General features: G+C 54.5%; 18 protein-coding genes. 16 read left to right on the top strand and 2 right to left on the bottom strand.

All coding sequences use genetic code 11. The features are described from left to right. The first annotated feature begins 16 nt into the window (after window positions 1–16). The 9 genes from ACFFK0_RS22055 (at window position 17) to ACFFK0_RS22015 (ending at window position 10349) form a co-directional block, all read left to right on the top strand. Complete coding sequence (locus ACFFK0_RS22055; protein WP_377472523.1) at window positions 17–997, top strand: sugar-binding protein; 981 nt, start codon at window positions 17–19, stop codon at window positions 995–997. Then, complete coding sequence (locus tag ACFFK0_RS22050) at window positions 994–2445, top strand: sensor histidine kinase (RefSeq protein ID WP_377472522.1); 1452 nt, start codon at window positions 994–996, stop codon at window positions 2443–2445. Before ACFFK0_RS22055 ends, ACFFK0_RS22050 begins: the two co-directional genes overlap by 4 nt. 9 nt (window positions 2446–2454) lie before the next feature. Then, window positions 2455–4029, top strand: a complete 1575-nt coding sequence (locus ACFFK0_RS22045; RefSeq protein ID WP_377472521.1) for a helix-turn-helix domain-containing protein — start codon at window positions 2455–2457, stop codon at window positions 4027–4029. 27 nt (window positions 4030–4056) lie between these two features. After that, the gene (locus ACFFK0_RS22040) at window positions 4057–4245 is read left to right on the top strand and encodes a hypothetical protein (RefSeq protein WP_377472519.1); all 189 of its coding nucleotides are present in this window, start codon (window positions 4057–4059) and stop codon (window positions 4243–4245) included. Next, window positions 4238–5335, top strand: coding sequence for a D-xylose ABC transporter substrate-binding protein (gene xylF / locus ACFFK0_RS22035; protein WP_377472547.1), 1098 nt, complete (start codon window positions 4238–4240; stop codon window positions 5333–5335). The genes ACFFK0_RS22040 and xylF overlap by 8 nt, the downstream gene beginning before the upstream one ends. Window positions 5336–5416: 81 nt before the next feature. After that, window positions 5417–6928, top strand: a complete 1512-nt coding sequence (locus tag ACFFK0_RS22030) for a xylose ABC transporter ATP-binding protein (RefSeq protein WP_377472518.1) — start codon at window positions 5417–5419, stop codon at window positions 6926–6928. Window positions 6929–6996: 68 nt separating this feature from the next. Further along, window positions 6997–8112 carry a sugar ABC transporter permease gene (locus ACFFK0_RS22025; protein ID WP_377472546.1) on the top strand — a complete coding sequence of 372 codons (1116 nt, stop codon included), beginning with the start codon at window positions 6997–6999 and terminating at the stop codon, window positions 8110–8112. Window positions 8113–8301: 189 nt separating this feature from the next. Continuing rightward, complete coding sequence (locus tag ACFFK0_RS22020; RefSeq protein WP_377472517.1) at window positions 8302–8889, top strand: TetR/AcrR family transcriptional regulator; 588 nt, start codon at window positions 8302–8304, stop codon at window positions 8887–8889. Between the two features lie 59 nt (window positions 8890–8948). Further along, a complete protein-coding gene (locus ACFFK0_RS22015; protein WP_377472516.1) occupies window positions 8949–10349 on the top strand; it encodes an MFS transporter in 1401 nt (466 codons plus the stop codon). Window positions 10350–10448: 99 nt separating this feature from the next. Here ACFFK0_RS22015 and ACFFK0_RS22010 read toward each other — a convergent pair whose 3' ends face one another. After that, window positions 10449–11810 carry a S41 family peptidase gene (locus tag ACFFK0_RS22010; RefSeq protein WP_377472514.1) on the bottom strand — a complete coding sequence of 454 codons (1362 nt, stop codon included), beginning with the start codon at window positions 11808–11810 and terminating at the stop codon, window positions 10449–10451. 214 nt (window positions 11811–12024) lie between these two features. On the opposite strand from ACFFK0_RS22010, the gene ACFFK0_RS22005 reads away from it, so the two are divergent. From ACFFK0_RS22005 to ACFFK0_RS21990, 4 genes are all read left to right on the top strand, one after another. Beyond that, the gene (locus ACFFK0_RS22005; protein WP_377472513.1) at window positions 12025–12339 is read left to right on the top strand and encodes a hypothetical protein; all 315 of its coding nucleotides are present in this window, start codon (window positions 12025–12027) and stop codon (window positions 12337–12339) included. A 175-nt stretch (window positions 12340–12514) separates the two neighbouring features. Beyond that, the gene (gene lacZ, locus ACFFK0_RS22000; protein WP_377472512.1) at window positions 12515–15637 is read left to right on the top strand and encodes a beta-galactosidase, LacZ type; all 3123 of its coding nucleotides are present in this window, start codon (window positions 12515–12517) and stop codon (window positions 15635–15637) included. Window positions 15638–15674: 37 nt separating this feature from the next. Continuing rightward, a complete protein-coding gene (locus ACFFK0_RS21995; protein ID WP_377472511.1) occupies window positions 15675–16139 on the top strand; it encodes a DUF1905 domain-containing protein in 465 nt (154 codons plus the stop codon). A gap of 82 nt (window positions 16140–16221) precedes the next feature. Then, window positions 16222–16701, top strand: coding sequence for a Fur family transcriptional regulator (locus ACFFK0_RS21990; RefSeq protein WP_377472510.1), 480 nt, complete (start codon window positions 16222–16224; stop codon window positions 16699–16701). Between the two features lie 63 nt (window positions 16702–16764). Here the strand turns inward: ACFFK0_RS21990 and ACFFK0_RS21985 are convergent, their stop codons facing one another. Next, window positions 16765–17805 carry a Gfo/Idh/MocA family protein gene (locus tag ACFFK0_RS21985; RefSeq protein ID WP_377472509.1) on the bottom strand — a complete coding sequence of 347 codons (1041 nt, stop codon included), beginning with the start codon at window positions 17803–17805 and terminating at the stop codon, window positions 16765–16767. Window positions 17806–18107: 302 nt separating this feature from the next. Here ACFFK0_RS21985 and ACFFK0_RS21980 point away from each other — a divergent pair, with 302 nt between their 5' ends. The 3 genes from ACFFK0_RS21980 to ACFFK0_RS21970 all read left to right on the top strand — a co-directional run bounded on the left by ACFFK0_RS21980 (window position 18108) and on the right by ACFFK0_RS21970 (window position 21900). Continuing rightward, window positions 18108–19112: a 2-oxoacid:acceptor oxidoreductase family protein gene (locus ACFFK0_RS21980; RefSeq protein ID WP_377472508.1), complete on the top strand. Its 1005-nt coding sequence runs from the start codon at window positions 18108–18110 to the stop codon at window positions 19110–19112. Between the two features lie 44 nt (window positions 19113–19156). Beyond that, complete coding sequence (locus tag ACFFK0_RS21975; RefSeq protein WP_377472507.1) at window positions 19157–21463, top strand: thiamine pyrophosphate-dependent enzyme; 2307 nt, start codon at window positions 19157–19159, stop codon at window positions 21461–21463. A 98-nt stretch (window positions 21464–21561) separates the two neighbouring features. Further along, a complete protein-coding gene (locus ACFFK0_RS21970) occupies window positions 21562–21900 on the top strand; it encodes a hypothetical protein (RefSeq protein ID WP_377472506.1) in 339 nt (112 codons plus the stop codon). The last annotated feature ends 739 nt before the right edge of the window (window positions 21901–22639 follow it).

Below are 22639 nucleotides of genomic sequence, written 5' to 3'. Positions count from 1 at the left end.
AACTAGAGGTGAAACGATGACGGATAAGAAGTGGTTCCTATGTATCGGGCTGGTCATGGCCTTATTTTTCTATTTATTCCTGCAATTCGTTCAGCAATCCCGGCAAATTCAGCATATCGTCAATCAACTAAAACAAGACAAGAAGCTGGAAAATCGGCATATCGTGTTGATTGTGCAGGAATTGGGGCATCCCTATTGGCAGATGGTGGCTAACGGGGCAATTGAAGCGGCGAAAGCCGATAACATTTCCATCGAAATCGTAGGCCCGGTCCGCAATAGTGTGGAGGAACAAATCAAATTGCTGGAGAAGGCGATCTTGTCCAAAGTGGACGCAATTATCGTACAAGGATTGAACGACGAAAAATTCACACCAATCATCAATAAGGCGATGGAACGCGGAATTCCGACATTAACCATCGACACGGATGCTCCGAACAGCAAACGGCTGGCTTATGTCGGTACGGATAATATGAGCGCAGGCAAAACATTAGGACAACTCGTCGTTCAAAAGAGCGGGGGCACAGGGGCCATCGGCGTCATCATCGGCAGCGAATCCGCCGAGAACCAACTGCTGCGGTTGAATGGCTTGAAAACTGTTGTAAGCGAATACAAAGGACTGCGAATCGTCGATGTCCGGGCTTCGAACATATCTATGATGGTGGCGATCCAACAGGCTACGGAAATGCTGCAGAAACACCCCGATATTTCCGTCATGGTAGGGACAAGCGCTACGGATGCTCTTGGAATTCTGCAAGCGATGAAGAGCTTGAATCGAAACGACATCGCGGTGATCGGATTCGATAATTTGCCGGAAACCTTGGACGCCATTCGCATCGGGGAGATCGAAGCATCGGTCGTACAGCAGCCTTATTGGATGGGGGCGACATCCGTCCATCTTCTGCGCGATTATTTTCGCGGACAGAGCCTTCCTTCTATTCAATTTGCCGAAGTAGAGATTCTCGATAAAACCGACAATAACAAGGGGATGCTTCCATGACCATTCGGAAAAGGCTGTTCATTTTCATCCCTTTGCTCGTATTGCTGATGAGTTTCGTTTCGTACTTTTTATTCGTAAGCAGCAAGAGCGCACAGGAAAGCTATCATTTACTTATGGATCGCATTTTGCTCTATAAGGAGGTTTCCAGCGAGAGCAAGGAAGTGGTACGGTACTTAAACCGCTATGTGATTCAAGTCAGCAAGGAGAGCTACCCCGAATTGGAAAAGCATTTGAACAGACTGGAATATTTACGAGAACAGTTAATCAATTTGGAAAAAAACGAAACAAACGCGCTTTCCGTTCAAAATTACATTAACATGATCAGTACGTTTCTGGAGCAGGCCTGGAACATAATTGAACGAACCGGCAATCAAGGCACCAACGTGAAGGCGAGCGCTTACATTCAGGTTGAGCAAATTTCCCGGTTCATCGGCGAAGACGGTCAAGCGCTGGTGGATTTGGAGCTGGAGAGCTATCGCCCCTTATATGAGAAACTGATGAAGTCGACAGCGGACATGAATATACTTGGCGTGTATTTGGTCGTTACGGTCGGATTGTTGAGTATACTATTTTCGTTTTGGTTGTCGAGCAGTATTAGCCGTCCGATATGGCTTCTGGTACTGACGGCCAAACAAATTTCCAAGGGGAATCTGCATATGAAGGCTCCCGAAATGCAGACGACCGATGAGATTGGCATCTTGTGCAGAACGTTTAACCAGATGATCGATAATATTCAGGAGCTGATGAATAAGCATGTGGAGAGCTTGAAGAACGAGCGTATGGTGAAAGAACTGGAGCTCAAGATGCTGCAAAGCCAAATCAATCCTCACTTCTTATTCAATACGCTGAATATGCTCGCGAAGCTGGCTTATATCGAAGGGGCGGAGAAGACAAGCGATTTGACGGTATCCGTATCCCGGTTGCTGCGCTATAATTTGCAGAAGCTCGATCATCCGGTGACGCTGCGGGAAGAGGTTCGCAATGCAATCGAATATATGACGATTCAAAGGGAACGGTTCGGCGACAGAATCCGTTTCATCACCGAGATCGATGAATGGAGCGTTGACCAGCATATCCCTTGCTTAACGTTGCAGCCGCTATTGGAGAACGCCATCATACACGGCATCGAGCATATGGAAGAAGGCGCCGTTCTGAAGCTGTCCATCGTGAAGAAGGAGGATCGGGTCTGTATCGAAGTAGCGGATAATGGCGTGGGGATGGATCAAGAAACCCGGGACCGTCTTTTACAGTCCGTCTGGGAGGACTCGCCGCGACCTCACACCGGAAAGAGCCATTCGTCCGGACTCGGAACCGCGAATGTGTTTAAGCGGCTGCAGCTGTTTTACGACGGCATGCAGTCGATCGAAATTGTAAGCGGTATCGGTCAAGGTACTACGGTAAGACTCCATTTACCCTTACATACGCAAGCCCAGGTCATTTCGAAATGAGGAGATCCGATGTATAAATTATTGATAGCCGACGATGAATTGCGGGAGCGGGAAGGTTTGGAGCTGATGGTTAGCCGGATGATGCCTTGCCAGTTTGAGATCCTGCATGCGGAGAACGGGCGGAAGGCAATTCAGATAGCGGAAGAACGACGGCCTGACATTATATTCATGGATATTCAGATGCCTGGCATTCAAGGATTAGACGCGGTGAAAGAAATCAACAGAATGCTGCCGGGAGCCCGCATTATATTGGTTACGGCTCACGAATATTTTGCCTATGCCAAAGAGGCGGTAACGCTGGGGATTAAGGAATACATACTCAAGCCGGCCAAGCGGGATGAAATCATTCATATTCTTCGCAAGCTGATCCATGAATTGGACGAGGAGAGAGGGAAGCGGCGGGAAGAGCTGGAAGTCAAAGAAAAGCTCAACCGGCTGCTGCCGCTCGCGGAAAATGAGATGGCACTCATGCTGCTGATGGACAGCATTCATGAATTTGATTGCGAACAGCTTGCAGAGCTGTTAGATATTCGCTGGGAGCAAGGCTACGCGATGGTGCTTTCCTTCCCGTTCAAAGAACAACAGGATTGGAACGTTTTTCAAACCAGAAGAAAAGAACTGTACGAAGGGGTCAAGCCGTACATCAAGTCTCAGCTCGGATGCTTGATTAGTCCGTTGATCGGCAGCAGAATGGCCATATTTATCCCTGCGGCGTCGTGGGAGGCGGGAAAGTCCCCGCGGGCACAATCCTTGAACTGGGGGGAGCGGTTGCACGCATGGATAGAGGCCAGCTTCGGACTGTCCGCTGCGATCGGGATCGGCTCGCTGAAGAAAGGCTTCGAAGGATTGCGGCAGTCCTATCAAGAAGCGGCTGCAGCTGCGTCGACTGCATCGAGTGCCGAGCCGATATGCCATGCGGACGATCTTCTGCTGAACGGCGGGGGAAGGAGCAGAATTACGCCGGAGGAGGAGAGAAAGCTTCTTGATTCCCTCTATCGGCAAAATCGGGAAGAAGCCGGGATGCGGTTCTCTCAAGTGCTCGAACGTCTGTTTGCCGAAGCCGGGGACAACGTGCCGCAATGCAGAGATGAGATCATAGCCCTGCTGATCTCGATTACGCGGCAACAGGTCCATTGGTCGCCTGCCGATTTACTTGCTCATTTTGACAGTGCTGCGAATATCGCCATGCTGCGGCAAGCTGCTATAGAACAAATGGAACGAATACTGGAGGAGGTCGGCAAAGAGCGGGAGAAGCGCAAGTTCCACGCGGTCGAGAGGGCGAGAATGTATTTGGCCGAATGCTACAAGTCGGATATCTCGCTGGAACAGACAGCCGAATACGTCAATTTGAGCCCGTTTTATTTCAGTAAACTGTTTAAGCTTCAAACCGGGGAGACATTCATTGATTACATTACCCGGCTGCGAATCAACGAAGCCAAACGATTGTTAGAGCTTGAGGAACTGAGCTTCAAGGAAATATGCTACGAAGTCGGGTACAACGACCCTAGCTACTTCAGCAGGATTTTCAAAAAAACGACCGGCTTCACGCCTTCCGAATATCGTCAACAATCCGCCCTCCTATAGCATTCTTTTGCTGTGGGAGACAGGAAAATGCAAGTTCCTGAAAATGAAATGGCACCGCTTTCAAGACAAAGCAAAGGAGTGCTGATTCAAGGCAAAGAAGTGCAAGCCTCCGCTGTGGGAAGCCCTATTAGCGTTTGCTACAATCAACTTGTAAGCGCATTCCGCTTGCTAATCTGCATAATAGGGGAGAATGGGAAGATTGAAAACGTTGTATAAAGTAACGGGCTGGGGTCTCGCTGCATTGCTGCTGACCGTAGCTGCAACAGGCTGCGGCGTCGTATCGACGGACAGCAAAGAAACGAGCGGTACCGGAGCTGGAGCCGCTGCCGAGACAAAAGCAGACGGTAAAATCGTGATCGGGATGTCGATGGATACGTTGAAGGAAGAACGCTGGCAGAAGGACCGCGACTTGTTCACCGCGAAGGTGAAGGAACTCGGCGGTGAAGTGAAAGTACTTGCGGCCAACGGTGACGATGCAACGCAGCTGAGCCAAGCGGAGCAGCTCATTTCGCAAAAAGTCAACGTACTCGTCGTCATTCCGCACAATGCGGAAGCAACAGCGCCGATTGTAGAGAAAGCGCATAAAGAAGGCATTAAAGTGATCTCCTATGACCGGCTGATCAAAAACTCCGATGTTGATTACTACGTTTCGTTCGATAATGTTCGAGTAGGCGAAATACAAGCGAAAGCGATTACGGACAAAGTGAACAAAGGAAACTTTGTTTACATCGGCGGCGCGGATACGGACAACAACGCTCATATGTTCAAGCAAGGCGCCATGAATATATTGAAGCCTTTGGCGGATAAAGGCGATATCAAAATTGTATACGATCAGTTCTCCAAAGACTGGAAGCCTGAGGAAGCGCTGAAGAATATGGAAAATGCGCTGACTGCCAATAAAAACAACATTCAAGCGGTCGTTGCAGCCAATGATGGAACGGCCGGAGGCGCCATTCAAGCGCTGACAGCTCAAGGCATGGCGGGGAAAATTCCTGTATCCGGCCAAGATGCCGATTTGGCGGCCGTTCAACGGATAGCAGAAGGTAAGCAAACGATGACCGTTTACAAGCCGATCAAATCGATTGCGACCAAAGCGGCCGAAATGGCGGTTGCTCTTGCGAAGAATGGCAAAGTAGACGGTGCTTCCAGCAAAGTCAACAATGGAAAAGTTGACGTTCCTTCCGTTCTGCTGGATCCGATTGCGGTAGACAAGTCCAACTTGGCGGATACGGTGATCAAGGACGGCTTCCACAAGGTAGAGGACGTTTATAAGAACGTGCCGAAGGATCAATGGCCGAAGCAATGAGTTCAATTGGGAGGGGAGGCGGCGCTGGCAGCCGCTTCCGCCTCTACTCTTTGAGATGCGAATTGGTTAGGAGCTGGAGTTATGTACGCACTGGAGATGATTGAGATTACCAAGGAATTTCCCGGTGTTAAGGCGCTTAACAACGTGAATTTCAAGGTGCGTCAAGGAGAAATACATGCTCTCTGCGGCGAGAATGGGGCAGGCAAATCCACTCTGATGAAAATATTGAGCGGTCTATACGCCGCACGGACGTATACGGGTGAAATACGCATTAACGGGGACAAAAAGGAATTTCACAACATAACGGATGCCGAGAATGCCGGGGTTTCGATCATCCATCAAGAACTGGCACTGGTCAAAGATATGACCATCGGGGAAAACATTTTTTTGGGCCGCGAGCTGAGCAAACGGGGTCTCATCCAATGGGATCAGCTTTATCACGACGCGTCCGTCTGGTTAAAGCGGGTAGGACTTCATATGAAGCCGGATACGAAAATAGGATCACTGGGTATCGGCCAGCAGCAGCTCGTCGAAATAGCGAAGGCGTTATCCAAGCATACCAAAATACTTATTCTGGATGAGCCGACAGCCGCATTGACCGAAAGCGAAGTCGAAATTCTGATGGGCATCTTGCATGATCTTCGCCGCAGCGGTGTTTCCTGCATCTATATTTCACATAAAATGCCTGAAGTTTTTCGTATTTCCGACAGCATCACCGTACTTCGTGACGGACATACGATCTCCACGCTTGACACAAAACTTACTAATGACGATCATGTGATTTCTTTGATGGTCGGACGCGAGCTGACCGACCGCTATCCGCGAGTCGAGCATAAGCCGACAGAAGTCGTTCTCGAGGTTCGCAATTATTCAGTATGGCATAAAGAAAATAAAGATCAAAAGATTATTCGAGACGTTAATTTCTCAGTGCGAAAAGGCGAAATTTTAGGAATTGCAGGCTTGATGGGGGCAGGACGTACGGAGCTCGTCACTTCCATCTTCGGGGCTTACGAGGGAAGGACGGAAGGGGAGGTACGGATCGAGGGGCGAACCGTCAGTATTCGATCGGTATCGGACGCTATTCGTGCGGGCATCGGACTCGTATCGGAAGATCGCAAGCGCCAAGGGCTAGTCCTTACTATGGATGTGAAGACCAATACGACAATGGCTACGATGGATCGGGTTTCCAGATTCGGTATTATTAATGAGAATGAAGAGATTAAGTGGGGTCAGAAGTATGTACAGGAACTGCGTACAAAGACGTCGTCTCTGGAAACTCCGGTCGGCACTTTATCCGGAGGGAACCAGCAGAAGGTAGTCATCGGGAAATGGCTGATGTCCGATCCGAAAATATTAATCATGGACGAACCAACGCGGGGAATTGATGTCGGGGCCAAATATGAGATTTATAATCTGATGAATCGGCTGGTCGAACAAGGTGTCGCTATTATTATGATCTCATCGGAATTGCCGGAAGTGCTCGGGATGAGCGACCGGATATTGGTGATGTGCGAAGGGCGGTTTATCAAGGAATTCGACTATCGGGAAGCGACGCAGGAAAATATTATTTTAGCCGCTACTGGGGGGAAATAAACGTGAATTCGTATTCGCATCAGACGGAAATCGGAAAGCATCAAATACAGTGGAAATCTTTATTCAAAATGGATGTCCGTGCATACACGATGGTGGGTGCATTAATATTAATATGGATATTATTTGGCGTATTGAACGAAACGTTCCTGACCCCTCGCAACTTGTCCAACCTATTTACGCAAATGTCGGTAACATCGATTTTGGCTATCGGCATGGTGCTGGTCATCGTAGCGGGCCATATCGATTTGTCCGTAGGCTCGATCGTCGGATTGACGGGCGGGATTGCGGCCATACTTAGCAATTGGATGGGACAGCCGACGATCATAGTCATTCTCGGAACGATCGCGGTCGGCTTGGTGCTCGGCATGCTGCAGGGATGGCTTGTCGCCTATAAGGCGGTTCCGGCATTTATTGTGACATTAGGCGGTATGCTAGTGTTTCGGGGCTTATTGATGGGGATAACCGAATCGATGACGGTCCCTATTTCCGATCCCGTATTCGCGCTGATGGGCAATGCTTATTTTGCCAAAGGGTTTGGTTGGATCCTCGCCGCCATCACGATATCATGCCTGCTCTGGTCCGTATACAACAAACGGAAATCCAGACTTCGCTATGGATTCCAGGTCGAACCTCTCGCCTTCGACTTGTTGAAGGCAGTCGGCCTTAGTCTGCTCGTCGTCGCTTTTGTACTGGTTGTAAACAGTTACAAAGGAATTCCGTTCCCGATCATCTTCGTTGCTGTTCTGGCTGTTTTATTTTCTCTGCTATCGACGAAGACGACTTTCGGCCGCCATATATATGCCATTGGGGGAAACATCGAAGCAGCGCGGATGTCCGGGATTCACATCAAGCTCAAAACGATGATGGTTTTTGTATTCAGCGGCTTGCTGGCTTCCGTTGCATCGATTGTCCTGACTTCCCGGTTGTCGTCGGCTACGATTACGGCGGGGAATATGGCCGAGATGGATGCCATTGCAGCTTGCGTGATCGGCGGGACTTCGCTTATGGGCGGTTCCGGCAAAGTAAGCGGGGCTATTCTCGGCGCATTGGTGATGACGTCTTTGGACAACGGAATGTCGTTGATGGGTTTGGAATCCTTCTGGCAGTATTTGGTTAAAGGCAGCATTTTAGTGTTCGCGGTATGGTTGGATATTTCCAATAGAAGTAAAAATAGCCGTGCGTGACCAATGAAGCTAATGCAAACATGCGAAGAGGGGGGAACCTCTCTTTTTTAATTTGACGGATTCCGTAACGCCGATGTTGGAGAACGCAGTGAATAGCAGGACGAATAGCTGCTTGACGAAATCCGGAGAGATGGCATATAATGGCTATAAAATGTAAGTGAACACTTGCATCGAGAGGTGTACATCAGCGTGACCGACAAAACGGAAAGCAGCAGCGACAAGCTCCTTCGGGCAGCGATCGAATTGATTGCGGAAAAAGGCTACAACGGCGTATCGACCAAAGAAATCGCGGCGGCGGCGGGCGTGAACGAAGTGACGTTGTTTCGCAACTTTGGCACGAAGCTGCAGCTGCTCGAGGCCGCATTTCACCGGTTCCATTACGGAGACGAGATGACGAAGCTGTTTCAAGAGAAGCTCGTCTGGGATTTGCATACCGATTTGCTGCTGATCGGCAGGACGTACCACGAGATTATGAACCGCAACCGGAAAATGCTGCAGATCGCCGTCAAGGAGTCCAACATTATTGTCGGCTTTCGGGAGAAGGTGAACAAGCATCCTCGGATCTTAAAAGAGCTGTTGACGAATTACTTTCAAACGATGCATGACCAGGGCAAGCTGATCGACACGAATATGGAGCTGCAGGCCTTATCGTTCATGTGGATGAATCACGGCGCCTTCATGACGAGCTTGAGCGCGGAACCTACGTTTGCGAACGTTTCGCTGGAGGCTTTCATTCAAGAAAGTGTTCGAACGTTCACTAGGGCGCTGACCCCCTAGCCGTTCTCTCACATTAGATGCAAGTAAGTACATGCATACATTCGAAGGAGGATGATACCATGATTGCGAAAACCAATACGGCAGACAACCCTGTGCTCATTCGTCTGCTGATGATTACAATGATGCTGTCGTCGATGAGCGCCATGATGTTTACGATCGTGCTGCCCCGCATCTCCCAGGAATTCGGCCTGACCATGGCGGAGGTCAGCTGGCTGACGTCGGCTTACACACTGATTTATGCCATCGGTACCGTCACCTACGGGAAGCTGGCGGACCGCTACGCGCTAAAGCATTTGCTGACGTTCGGTTTGCTCGTCTTCGCCGCAGGCTCGCTGTTCGGTCTCGTCTCGCAATCGTACGGAGCGGCACTTGCCGCGAGGTGCCTGCAAGCCGCCGGAGCTGCGGCCGTACCGGCGACAGCGACGCTCATTCCGGTGCGTTACGTAGCTCCGGAGCGAAGGGGAGCAGCCCTAGGCACATTAATGTCAGGGCTGGCTCTTGGCAGTGTGCTCGGTCCGATCGTCACCTCCTTGATCGTTTCCGTTGCCCACTGGCGGTGGCTGTTTGTCATTCCGCTGCTTTTGCTGCTTACCCTCCCGTATTATTACCGCTACCTGGGTAATGACAAAGGCGAAGCGAAGCCGTTCGACTGGATCGGCGGCGGACTGCTCGGTGGCGCCGTCACGCTGCTGCTGCTCGGCATCACGAACGGCTCCTGGGGAGCGGCATTCGGCTTTGCGGTCGTGCTCTTCATCTTCGTTCTTCGCATCCGTTCGGTGAAGGAGCCGTTCGTCAAGCCGGAGCTGTTCCGCAACCGCCATTATACGATGGGGGTCGCACAGGCCGCGTGCATCATTGCCATCGGCACATCGTTCTTTTATCTCACGCCGATTTTGCTCAGTGAGGTGCAGAAGCTTCCCCCTTATTGGATCGGCTTTGTCATGATGCCTGCTGCGGCGGCTTCGGCGCTGCTGGGGCGCAGAGGGGGGAAGCTGGCCGACCGCAAAGGCAACCCGGCGCTGTTTTACACCGCATCGGGCCTGCTGCTCGCCTGCTTCCTCCTGATGTCGACCTTCACCGCGGCGGCCCCTGTATGGCTGGCGGCGATATTGATCCTGGGCAACGTCGGCCAATCATTTATGCAAATTGCGATGTCGAATTCCGTGTCGCAGGTGCTGCCGAAAGAACAGTCCGGGGTCGGGATGGGGCTGTTCGGCATGCTGAACTTTTTGTCTATGGGCATCGCAACCGGCGTGTACGGCAAGCTTGTCGATATCGGCGCGGCGGCCCCCTGGAATCCGGTCAACGGACAGGCGAGCGGGGCGATTTTCAGCAATGTGTACTTGATCTTGGCCGCATTGCATGCGGGAATCCTGCTCTGGTTTTGGAAAAGCAAGTCCGCAGCGGGCGGGCCCGCAGCCGTTTCGCCTCAACCGGCGGTAAAGCGGGCGGATGGATAGGGGCGCAGTAGACAGTAAGGGAAGTCCCGCCGCCCGCTATACGGCTTAGCACGAAAACGATGAAAGCCCAAGCCATTCCGTGATGGCCTGGGCTTTACTTTATTTTTTCAACAACGCGATCGCCCTCTCCAGCACCGGATCTTTGCCGGCCTCGATATCCGCCTTCTGAAGAAGCACCTCTTCGCCCGGCTTCAGACCGATTTGCTCATACACCTTGCCGTCGGCAGCGATATACTGTTCGGCGCTTAGGGTCACGAGCCACTTGTTCGGCAAAATGTTCATCAGCATATCGGAATGGATGCCGTTCGTCGTTTCGCCGATGATCGTAACGTGTTTCATCGTGCCGAACGCCATCCGGGCCGCTTCCGCCGCGCTTGCGGTTACCCGGCTCGTCAGCACGACGACCCGTTCCGCCTGGACGCGATTCTGATGAGGCTCCACGTAGATCGGCGTAGGCTTGTAAAATTCCGTATACCCGCCGCTGCGCGCATGCTTCGAGAAGGCCAGCGCCCTCTCTTTGGCGAATCGGCTTGCGGCGTCCAGGGCGAACACGTCCGTGCCTCCCCCGTTAAACCGAAGATCGACGACAATTCCCCGGTAGTTTCCCTGGTCGCGGACGAGCCGGTCCAGCGCCGCATCGATGGCATCCTTATCGAATTCCATGAACGAATCGAACGCTACATAACCGAGGTTGCCCTCCAGCTGGCCGTACAGCACTTTATCGTTCAGCTCGCTTTTCGGTTCCCCGCTCAAATAGCTGCGGATGTTCGTCTTCAGCTTCTTGCGGTTGTCGGCGTACAGCTTCTCCCGGTCGTCCTCGGCAGGCTTGGAGCTTTCGCTGCTTAATCCGGGGATGATTTGCGTGTGACCGTCTTTGAGCTGCCGAATCATGCCGGTCATGATGCCCAGCAGCTCTTCATTGGTCGTCTTCGGCGTGACCTTGGGCCGGTTCTCGGCGTACAACGCCTTCCAATCGACGTTATTCAAAGCGAACAAGGAGTAGTTCTCATCGAAAATTTGCCAGAACGCCTCGAAGTTCTGCTCAGGATCTTTAGTAAATTGGTTGATACGGACCTGCGGCAGCTCCGTGATGCGCTGGAACTTCTTCTCGTAGCCGAGATCGTCGCGCAGAACGCCATCCCGGAAGCGCCCGATCGGCGTTGATTCCCATATCAACAAATTAAACAGCGAATGGCGGTGCACATGGTCAACCACGATCAGGCCGTCCGGTTCCCGGCGTCCGTAGGCGAAAGGCAGCAGACTGTCCTTCGTATAGTTGTACATGATGACATCGTCCGCATCCATTTCGAGAATGTAATTGTAGGCGTCGGATTTCCAAATTTCACGCTGGGCGGCTTCAAGCTTCGGCGGCTTGCCGCTGTTCGCCTGCAGGAGGAGGAAGGCTCCCGCACCAAGAAGTACAGCGGCGGCCGCGACTGCCCCTCGAACGATAGTCTTCATGATTCTCTCCTTTGTTACTAGACTTGTAGCAGTATATCCCTCCGGAAAAAAGACTAGTCATAGCCAGGGGGAAATTTACAATTCGTTTACATATGGCAGGAAAGGTTTCCCTTACGTACAGCTTTCGCTGGCGGTTAGCGGGTTCGGCGGGCAGCGGGGCATATTTTTCCATAAGCCGGGGTACCTTAATCGAAAAATCGTTCCGGAGGCAGCTATGTTGAACTTATCCGAACTCGAAAATATTCACCCCGACATCGAAGCCGTTCACGAAATCGTACATCAGCTGAAAGCCCGCATCGACGGCAAGGAGATCGGCGTGAGCATTTTCCGCAATCGGCACGGCCATTACTTCTTCGAGCTCAGTCATTATTACCGCGGCGCGGACAATGCCGATCCTCACATTGTTGCGGAGAACCGGTTCGACTCGGCGGAGGAGGCGGCGCGCGGCGCACTGCGTACGGCAACGCTGTTTTACCGCAGCACCGACGAAGGCGGCAGATGGATCCGAAACGACTCGCTTCTGCATTAGCTTCAAACGAATTCACTCGTATTCGGGGAGTCCTCTATATTGAGGAGTCCCCATATCGCTATGCACGAAAATCTTCATATTGTTGCATTGATGAGAAAATGTTTGGATTTCGGCGCTCCCCTCTTTTGATTACACTAGAGGTATGAGGTCATAAGAACATGAATGAGGTGCCGACATGCCGAAACCAAGCAAATTTTCCTATGTACCGCCGCAGAACGGCTATCCGGAGTGGAACAACAATCCTGACATTTTCGAGCTGAATCGAATGAAAGCGCATGCTGCGCTCATGCCGTTTCCGTCGGTGGAGCAAGCGCTGCAGGGCGACCGTGCGGCTTCTCCGTATACCATATCGTTAAACGGCAGCTGGAAGTTCAGCTTCGCCGAATCGCCGGACCGGCGCCCTGCCGACTTCTATAAGCTCGATTACGACACCGGCGGCTGGAGCGAGATTCCGGTACCGAGCCATTGGCAGCTGCAGGGCTACGATTACCCGCAATATACGAATATCCGGTATCCGTGGCACGGCAAGGAGGACATTCAGCCGCCGTTCGCGCCGACCCGGTACAATCCGGTCGGTTCGTACGTGCGGACGTTCACGGTGCCTTCCGAATGGGAAGGCCAGCCGGTATACATCAGCTTCCAGGGCGTCGAGTCGGCTTTCTATGTATGGGTCAACGGCGATCTGGTCGGCTACAGCGAAGACACGTTCACACCGGCGGAGTTCGATTTGACGCCTTATGTGACCGCCGGCGAGAACAAGCTGGCCGTTGAGGTGTACCGCTGGTGCGACGCGAGCTGGCTGGAGGATCAAGATTTCTGGCGGATGAGCGGTATTTTCCGGGATGTGTATTTGTACTCCACACCGCTTGCCCATGTGTACGATTTCGGCGTAACGGCCGATTTGGACGACGATTACCGGGACGGTCATCTTGCGGTGAAAGCGACGGTAACGAGCGCGTTCGCCGATCCGATCGGGCGGTACAAGCTCGAAGCGCTGCTGGTGGACGGCGGCGGAGGGCGGGTGCTGTCTGTTCCGCTGACGGTTGAGGTCGATCTGGACAGCTCGGCGGAGCGCCGGGTACAGCTGTCGGGCCATGTGCCGAACCCGCTGCAATGGAGCGCCGAGTCGCCGAATTTGTACACGCTGGTCTTGACGCTGACGGATGCCGCGGGCAAGCTGGTTGAGGCGGTATCGTGCAAGGTCGGCTTCCGCCGGTTTGAGCTGAAGGACGGGCTGATGACCATCAACGGCAAGCGCATTCTGCTGAAGGGCGTCAACCGCCATGAATTCGGCTGCGACAACGGCCGGGCCGTCTCCTACGAGGAGATGGTGCGCGACGTGAAGCTGATGAAGGCCCACAACATTAACGCCGTTCGGACGTCCCATTATCCGAATCAGCAGGTCTGGTACGAGCTGTGCGACGAATACGGCCTGTATGTGATCGACGAGACGAATTTGGAGACGCACGGCAGCTGGGAGTACGGCGCCGAGAACGAGAGCGCGAGAGTCGTGCCCGGCTCCAAGCCGGAATGGAAGGCGAACGTGCTCGATCGCGCCAATTCGATGCTGCAGCGGGACAAGAACCATCCGTCGGTTATCATTTGGTCGCTCGGCAACGAGTCGTGGGGCGGGGACAATTTTATCGCGATGCATGATTTCTTCCGTTCGGCCGACCCGTCCCGGCTTGTGCATTACGAAGGGATATTTCATGCCCGCAAGTGGGATGCGGCGTCGGATATCGAGAGCCACATGTATTCGCCTCCGGCCGTGCTCGAGCAGTATGCGCGCTCCAAGCCGAAGAAGCCGTTCATCCTGTGCGAGTACAGCCACGCGATGGGCAATTCGTGCGGCAACCTGTACAAATATTGGGAGCTGTTCGAGAAATATCCGGCGCTGCAGGGCGGCTTCATCTGGGACTGGATCGATCAGGCGCTGCGGACGAAGACGGCGGACGGCATCGAATATTTGGCCTACGGCGGCGACTTCGGGGATACGCCGAACGACGGCAATTTTAGCGGGAACGGGCTGATTTTTGCGGATGGCACCGTCACCCCGAAGCTGTTTGAAGTGAAAAAATGTTACCAAAACGCGAAATTCGAAGCGGTGAAGCTGACAGAGGGACGGCTGCGGGTAACGAACGGGAACTTGTTTACGAACTTGAACGCGTTTGAATGCCGCTGGGAGCTAAGCCATGACGGTATTGCCGTCGAGACGGGGACAACGGAGCTCGATGGGGAGCCGGGAGCCGTAGTGGAGTTTGCGCTGCCGGTGAAGCTGCCCGAGCCCGGAAGCGCCGCGTACGATGCGACGGTGACGGTGTCGCTAGTGTTGAAACAGGCGACGTTGTGGGCGGACGCCGGTCACGAAGTGGCGTATGAGCAGTTTACCGTGCCGGCGAAGGTGCGGCATGCGGAGCCGGCGAGCCCGGCCGCCAAGCTGCATACGGAAGAGACCGACACTTCGTACATCGCTGCAGGCGACGGTTTCCGGATCGAGTTCGACAAGCTGACTGGCGCGCTGACGTCATACGCCGTGCATGGAGCGGAGCTGCTGCGTACGGCGCCTCGGCCGAACTTCTGGCGGGCTTACACGGATAACGACAAAGGCAACGGGCTGCCGGAGCGCTGCGCAACATGGCGCGAAGCAGGGATGGAGCGGCGGATGCTGAGCCTCAGCATCGTATCGCACGAGGACCGCGCCGAGGTTGTAGCGGATTACCGCCTGCCGACGACGACGGCGTCTTACTGCACTGTAGTTTATACGGTGTTTGGAGACGGACGCATTCGGATCCGCGAGGAGCTGCAGCCGGGAGCGAAGCTGCCGGAAATTCCGGAGATCGGCATGCTGTTCGAGCTTGACGGCAGCTTGAATGCGCTCAAGTGGTATGGCAAAGGGCCGCATGAAAACCATTGGGATCGCGCTCACGGCGCCAAGCTCGGCATCTATGAGGGCACGGTCGAGGAGCAATTCGTGCCTTACTTGCGCCCGCAGGAGTGCGGCAACAAAGTCGACGTCCGCTGGGCCGAGCTGCGCCGCGCCGATGGGATCGGCTTGCGGGTAGTGGGCTTGCCGACGGTGGAGCTGAACGCGCTGCCGTATACGCCGGCCGAGCTGGAAGCTCACGATCACGTCTATAAGCTCCCGCCGAGCGATCGGACGGTGCTGCGCGTCAACTACCGGCAGATGGGCGTCGGCGGCGACGACAGCTGGCAGGCGAAGACGCATCCGGATTATACGCTGTTTGCGAACCGGACGTATGCCTTTGAATTCTTGATTCAAGGAATATCCTGCGTGTAAACTGGGAGCAAACGGATGTCAGGTTAGGAGTGCTCCTATGAAGAAGTTTGTAGCAGAGCTGATTCGTCCGCCCGGGACGGGGACGTGGACTTATTTGAACGTGCCGTTCGCCGTAGAGGAGGAATTCGGTGTCCGGACGCGCGTGCCCGTCAAGGGGACGATCGGCGGCGTGCCGTTCCGCAGCTCGCTGATGCCGCAGGGCGGCGGACTTCATATTTTGGTTGTGCCCGGCGATATTCGGGACCGGCTCGGCGTTCAGTCGGGCGATTCGGTGGAAGTGGAGCTGGAGCGCGATGATGAAGTGCGTACGGTCGAGGTGCCGGACGATATGGCGGCTGCGCTCGCCAAGCAGGCCGAGGCGAATGAGGCGTTCACGCGGATGAGCTATTCGCGGCAGAAGGAATATGTCGTTTGGATTGAAGCGGCGAAACGGGCGGTGACGCGGGCGTCCCGCATCGCGAAAGCGATGGAGCTGCTGGCGCAAGGAAAGCCGCTGAAATGATCGTGAAGAGGGGTAACTTGACGAACGGGCTCGTTTTGCGGCAGTATGAAACTATACTTGTTGAAGAACGAGGGGAACCCGCATGTCGATGCAATCACACGACAATGACCGTGAACACGATCATAAGCACACGATAGATGAAATTATTCGCGCCATGAGCTCGAAGGGATGGCGCATTACCGAGCAGCGGCGCTCGCTTGCGAAGCTGTTCGCGGAAGCGGGGGGATATTTGGCCCCCAAGGATGTGTATGAAGCGATGCGGGCCCAATACCCCGGCGTCAGCTTCGATACGATCTACCGCAACTTGCGGCTGCTGAGCGAGATGGGCGTGCTCGAGCAAGTGCACCTGAACGACGGGCTGAAATTCCGGGCCAGCTGCCATAACCATCATCATCATCATTTGATATGCGTGCAATGCGAGAAGACGCTGCCGCTGGATTATTGTCCGATGCCCGATCCGGCCGTGCTGCCGGGCGGCTACGAGATTTTGCACCATCGCTTCGAAATATTCGGATATTGCCCGGCTTGCGCGAAGCTGCCGCATTCCGGGGAATCCCAGTAATAGCAAAGAAGCCCGGCCTCCTTGCGGAGACGGGCTTCTTTGCGCTGTGGCGTATGGCTCCGCTCAACCCTCCCGGATAAATTGCCGCACATCGACCTTCTGCCCGGTTCGGGCGCTCTCCAGCGCGGCGAGCACCATCGCCATGCTTTGGATATTATCGCTTCCGGCTGTCTCGGCAGGGCGATTCTCCGCAAGTGCCGCGAACATGTCGTCCAGGCAGCCCTGGTGGCCTTCCCGTCCGTTCCAGCCCGGCTCCGGCTCCACCTTCTTGTAATCTTTAATAAACTTGCCCGGCTGCTGTTCGGGGGATACGATCTCGGCATAGGGGAGCTGCCGGCCGTCCCAAATGGCGGTCCCCCGTTCGCCGGTGATCCGCCATGACGCCTCCCACGACGTCGGCGCACCCTCCGCGCACCACGAGCCGCGGTAACAGAAGACGGAGCCGTCGGACATTTCAAATATACATATCGCGGCCGCGTTGCCGGCGTACCAGGAGCCGGCCGGATTGAATTCGTGGCAATACACGGTGGCGGGATTCGCTCCGGTCAGGAAACGGGCTTGATCGAACGTATGGATCGCCATGTCGAGCACGAGCGGACTATCCATCTGCTCCCTGAAGCCCCCAAAATGCGGTCCCAGGAAAAAATCGGCGCCAACGTAACCGACTTTCCCGATCGTTCCGCTCTCGATGATGCTGCGGAAAGCGCGGATGCCCGCATTGAAGCGGCGGTTTTGCATAACGGACAGCGAGCGGCCGGTTTGCTCCGCTACATGAAGCAGGTCTCTCGCTTCCTCCATTGTCGCCGCCATCGGCTTCTCGCCCATCACATGGCAGCCGAGCCGAAGCGCAGTCGCGCCGATATGGTGGTGGCTGGCGGGAATCGTGACGTCGAATACAACGTTGGCGCCGCTCTCCCGAATAGCCGATTCGATATCCGTGAAGACGGGGCAGGACAAGCCGTGACGCTCCGCCATCGCTTGTGCGGCCTCAAGCCGAATGTCCGCCAGAGCGACGATCTCCGCATCGGTCCGGCTTACAGCGTATTCCACCCAAGCGTTGGCCATGCCGCCGCAGCCCGCGACGGCGATTCGATAAGGCTTCATGATACCGCTCTCCATTCTTATTGTAGATGTAGTCCATTAGCGATTGGTGAAGATTGGAACGACAAATCTATTTTATCGTGAACCGAAAGCGATTTCGCTATGCAATTGTGGCGAGTATGAATGCGATCTTGGTATGGATGTCCATGCATAAACATATTTATTTGAGAGCGCTACCATATAAGATTTGCTTATATATAATCTGGGCAAAAAATGGTTGCCACCTAGCATTTCCCTGCTACAATGGGATTAGTACTAATTTTCTCACAGTTCTACTAGCTTACTTATGGAAGGGAGACTTGGGAGTGGTCACATTACCCAAAATGAACGAGCTCGGCTTCTTTGAGATTCGTCTGGAATCCATCGGCGGTCTTGGCGCCAATCTCGCCGGCAAAATGCTGGCGGAGGCAGGCGTTATGGGCGTCGGCCTGAACGGGGTCAGCTTTTCCTCGTACGGCTCCGAGAAGAAGGGCTCTGCGGTAAAAGCGCACATTCGCTTCTGCGACATTGACACCAACATCCGTGATACCTCTCCGATCGAACGTCCTCATGTTGTGGGCGTGTTCCATGAAGCGTTAGCGAAGACGATTAACGTAGTAAGCGGGATATATGAAGACAGCATTGTACTTGTCAATTCGACCAAAGCACCTGAAGAGCTAAAACAAAACCTGAAGCTGATCGGCGGTACGATCGCCGTTGTTGATGCAACCGGCATTTCTCTGGAGGAGAAAAACCGCGTCAACATGGCGATGCTCGGCGGCTTGTTCCGCATGTGCGAGTTCCTCGATCCCGAATATATGAAGGGCGTTATCCGCAAATCGCTGGAGAAGAAATATCCGCAAGCGGTTCAGCCTGCAATACGCACGTTTGAAAGGGGTTACAACGAGGTGAAGTTCCAAACGTTCACCTTGGGCGAAGGAGAGTCGATGCCGGCATTCGTCCGTCACGATACCCCTATTCTCGGCTACGAGACGCAGCCGATCGGGGGCGTTATTACGAATCCGGGCAACTCGATCCTGAAAGATCTCAGCATCTCCCGCGCCGGGATGATGCCGCATTTTGCCGACGACAAATGTATTCATTGCGCTGCTTGCGACAACGTGTGTCCGGATTTCTGCTTCGTCTGGGACGAGCAGCCGGACAAGAAGGGCAGGCCGCAAATGTTCCTGCAGGGCATTGACTACCAATATTGCAAAGGCTGCCTGAAATGCGTTCAGGCTTGCCCGACGGAAGCGCTCAGCTCGAACCGCGAGGTAGAAGGCTACGCGGATGCGCATCGTGTGCCTCATCGTTTTGCATTGGCAAAATAATCGATTGAATCCGAATCATGCGAAGAAAGGTGGCTTAAGCCCACATGTCCATTGACGTTAAAAGGGAGCTTGGTCAAGCGAAGATCGAGCAGCGCATGGTATACGAATCCGGCAACGAGATGGCGGCATACGCCGCGCACCAAATCAACTACCACGTCATGGGGTATTTTCCGATCTCCCCGTCGACGGAGGTCGCACAGTTCCTGGATCTGATGAAAGCGAACGGCCAGCACGATATCAAGCTCATTCCTGCGGACGGCGAGCACGGCTCGGCGGGTATTTGCTACGGCGCGTCGACGGCGGGCGGCCGCGTCTTCAACGCGACTTCCGCGAACGGTTATTTGTATATGCTGGAGCAAATGCCGGTGCAGTCCGGAACGCGCTTCCCGATGGTCATGAACCTGGTGTGTCGCTCCGTATCGGGCCCTCTCGATATTCACGGCGACCACTCCGATCTGTACTACGCGCTCAATACGGGCTGGCCGATCTTGATGTGCCGCGATCCGCAAGCCGTGTACGATATGAACATTATGGCGATCAAGCTCGCCGAAGACCCTGAAGTGCGCCTGCCGGTGCTCGTTGCCTCCGACGGCTACTTCACTTCGCACCAGAAGCGCCGCGTTCAGACGTTCGCGCACCGCGCCGACGTTCATGCGTTTGTGGGAGAGCGCCCGCCGGCCGGCTTCCCGATGACGCTGGACCGCGAGAATCCGATTACGGTCGGACCTTACATGAACGAGCCGGATTATATCAATAACTGCTACCAGCAGTCGATGGCCATGTACCGCGCCGAGGAAGTGTATGACCGCATCCGCAAGGAGTACTTTGAGCTGACCGGCCGCGACTACCCGATTCTCGACCTGTACCGCATGGAGGATGCGGAAGTCGCCGTATTCCTGATGAATTCCGCTTCGGAAATTATCAAGGACGTCGTCGATCAGCTGCGCGAGAAGGGCATTAAGGCCGGCTCGATCGCACCGAACCTGATTCGTCCGTTCCCGGCGAAAGCGATCGCCGAAGCGCTGCGCGGCGTGAAAGCCGTTACCGTCGGCGACCGCGCCGATTCGTACGGCGGCCACGGCGGCAATATGGTCAACGAAATCAAAGCGGCGCTGTTCACGCACGGCGTGAAAGACACGATGGTCATTTCCCGCATTTACGGTCTCGGCGGCAAAGACTTCTACGCCGAAGACGGCCATAACATGTTCCAATTCGCTATCGACGCGGTCGAGAAGGGCTTCGTAGAGAAGCCGTTCGACTACTACGGCCATACGCCGGGAGACCCGGCCAAGGCGCCGAAGCGCGTGCTGGAGCCGATGAAATATGAGGATCTTCGAACAGGTCTGATCACGGTTACGCCTGATGAAGAGACGGGCAAGCTGAACGTCCGCATTCCGCCGCTTCGCAGCTTGACCAAGAAGCCGAAGCGGCTCGCTCCGGGGCACGGAGCGTGCCCGGGCTGCGGCATCTTCTCCGGCTTGGAGCTGTTCTTCAAAGGGATCGAGGGCGATATCGTCGCACTGTACCATACCGGCTGCGCGATGGTCGTTACGACGGGCTATCCGTACTCCGCCCACAAGGCCACCTATATCCACAACCTGTTTCAGAACGGAGCGGCTACGCTGTCCGGCGTCGTCGAAATGTTCTGGGAGCGCAAGCGCCGCGGGGAGCTTGACGAGCTCGGCCTCAAGGACGACTTCACGTTCGTGATGATTACCGGCGACGGCGGCATGGATATCGGTATGGGACCTGCGATCGGTGCGGCGCTCCGTAACCATCGCATGATCATTCTCGAGTACGATAACGAGGGCTACATGAACACCGGCGCTCAGCTGTCCTACTCGACACCGCTCGGCCACCGCACGTCGACGTCCAACGTCGGCAAGCATCAGGGGGGCAAGACGTTCCACCACAAGGATACGGCGCAAATTATGGCCGCTACGCATATCCCGTACGTGTTCACAGGCGCCGAAGCGTTCCCGCAGGACCTTGTGAAGAAGGCGGCGAAGGCGCAGTGGTATGCCCAGAACGAGGGTCTCGTCTACGGCAAAATCTTGATCACCTGCCCGCTCAACTGGCTGTCGGAGGATCAGGACGGCTCCACGATCATCGAGCAAGCGGTCAACTCCTGCTTCTTCCCGCTCTACGAAGTGGAGCACGGCGTGACGAACATTACGTACAACCCGGAAGAGAAGAACAAGAAGGTGCCGCTCGGCGACTGGCTGAAAATGATGGGCAAGACAAAGCACATGGGCAAGCCGGAGTACGAAGAAGCGCTCAAGCTGTTCGAGAAGGAAGTCGAGCGCCGCTGGAGTATCTTGAAGGCGAAGCACGAGAACGAGTTCCTGTAAGTTTGCGTGAGGCCGGCGCGCCCGATGAGGGCGGCCGGCTTCTTTGCTGGGACGTTATAGAAGTTTATTTGGGGGAGACGGAAGGGAGTCGTGCGGACATGCCGTTTGTATTGAAGCATCGCGAAACAGCTCAAATTTACACATGTATCCTGGTGAATCATTACCAGCTGGCTTATTATGGGGTCAAATTTTGGGAGCAGGAGGAGGCGGCGCGCGAAGAGGCTTCGGCTTGGCTGGAGGAGCGTGCGGTTGCAGTCGGAGTCAGGGCGGGTGTGCCCGCCGAGTCGTTGGTATCGTTGGACCCGGCTGAGTGGGATGTTGTTGAGCTTAGCGAGCCGGCAATGAAGATGGGGAACGTGAAGCTGAAGAACGACCCGTCGTATCGGCTGGTCTTGGATGCCGACGGCCGTCCGGTGGCGGAGCGGGTTGGCGGCTGAACGGTAGGACCGATGGGGAGCGGGCGCACGGCTGTGGGGGTCCGAGGGTATGGCGGGTGGCACTGCCGTGGGGGACCGAGGGTATGGTGGGTGGCACTGCCGTGGGGGACTGAGGGTATGGTGGGTGGCACTGCCGTGGGGGACTGAGGATGTGGTGGGTGGCACTGCCGTGGGGGTCTGCAGGTATGGCGGGCGCACGGCTGTGGGGAAACGAGGTATGGTGGGTGCTCTGACGTGGGGGTCTGCAGGTATGGAGGGCGCACGGCTGTGAGGGAACGACGGCAGAGCCGGCACACGGCTATGAGCGGATCGACAGCAAGCCGTTACGTTAATGAAGAGCGGCGTGTGAGGGTGAAAGTGTCGTACGGGGGTGGGCGAATCAATAGCGGATTTTCAGGGAGTTATTTTATTAAAATCTCGGATGTCTAAGAAAATAGCGGATTTCCAGTCTCTTATTCGAAACGAAACCCCAGAAAACGAACGAATTCAAGGGGTTTTGCGAAAAATAAGACCCTGGGGATCCGCTATTTTCCATTTGAGCAAGAAATTACGTATAATAAATCCGCCAGGAACCGTTATTTATGGACGCAGGGAGGGTCAGTCTTTCCTCTACAATAGAAAGCTCTTAGTCTCCAAGCACAATTGATAGGAACGAACGCGGGATACGCCGCTAGCCGGGAGGCTGTAAAATTCTTTGTGTAAACTCTCAAACCTATTAAAATGGAATTAATAGAAAGGT

It is taken from the genome of Paenibacillus chartarius, assembly GCF_042432825.1.
Classification (GTDB): Bacteria; Bacillota; Bacilli; order Paenibacillales; family NBRC-103111; genus Gordoniibacillus; species Gordoniibacillus chartarius.
This window is presented reverse-complemented; position numbering and strand designations above follow the sequence as displayed.

Coding starts and splice junctions, on each gene's coding strand:
- ACFFK0_RS22055 (WP_377472523.1), top strand. CDS start 17: ATGACGGATAAGAAGTGGTTCCTATGTATCGGGCTGGTCATGGCCTTA.
- ACFFK0_RS22050 (WP_377472522.1), top strand. CDS start 994: ATGACCATTCGGAAAAGGCTGTTCATTTTCATCCCTTTGCTCGTATTG.
- ACFFK0_RS22045 (WP_377472521.1), top strand. CDS start 2,455: ATGTATAAATTATTGATAGCCGACGATGAATTGCGGGAGCGGGAAGGT.
- ACFFK0_RS22040 (WP_377472519.1), top strand. CDS start 4,057: ATGCAAGTTCCTGAAAATGAAATGGCACCGCTTTCAAGACAAAGCAAA.
- ACFFK0_RS22030 (WP_377472518.1), top strand. CDS start 5,417: ATGTACGCACTGGAGATGATTGAGATTACCAAGGAATTTCCCGGTGTT.
- ACFFK0_RS22025 (WP_377472546.1), top strand. CDS start 6,997: ATGGATGTCCGTGCATACACGATGGTGGGTGCATTAATATTAATATGG.
- ACFFK0_RS22015 (WP_377472516.1), top strand. CDS start 8,949: ATGATTGCGAAAACCAATACGGCAGACAACCCTGTGCTCATTCGTCTG.
- ACFFK0_RS22010 (WP_377472514.1), bottom strand. CDS start 11,810: ATGAAGACTATCGTTCGAGGGGCAGTCGCGGCCGCCGCTGTACTTCTT.
- ACFFK0_RS22005 (WP_377472513.1), top strand. CDS start 12,025: ATGTTGAACTTATCCGAACTCGAAAATATTCACCCCGACATCGAAGCC.
- lacZ (WP_377472512.1), top strand. CDS start 12,515: ATGCCGAAACCAAGCAAATTTTCCTATGTACCGCCGCAGAACGGCTAT.
- ACFFK0_RS21995 (WP_377472511.1), top strand. CDS start 15,675: ATGAAGAAGTTTGTAGCAGAGCTGATTCGTCCGCCCGGGACGGGGACG.
- ACFFK0_RS21990 (WP_377472510.1), top strand. CDS start 16,222: ATGTCGATGCAATCACACGACAATGACCGTGAACACGATCATAAGCAC.
- ACFFK0_RS21985 (WP_377472509.1), bottom strand. CDS start 17,805: ATGAAGCCTTATCGAATCGCCGTCGCGGGCTGCGGCGGCATGGCCAAC.
- ACFFK0_RS21975 (WP_377472507.1), top strand. CDS start 19,157: ATGTCCATTGACGTTAAAAGGGAGCTTGGTCAAGCGAAGATCGAGCAG.
- ACFFK0_RS21970 (WP_377472506.1), top strand. CDS start 21,562: ATGCCGTTTGTATTGAAGCATCGCGAAACAGCTCAAATTTACACATGT.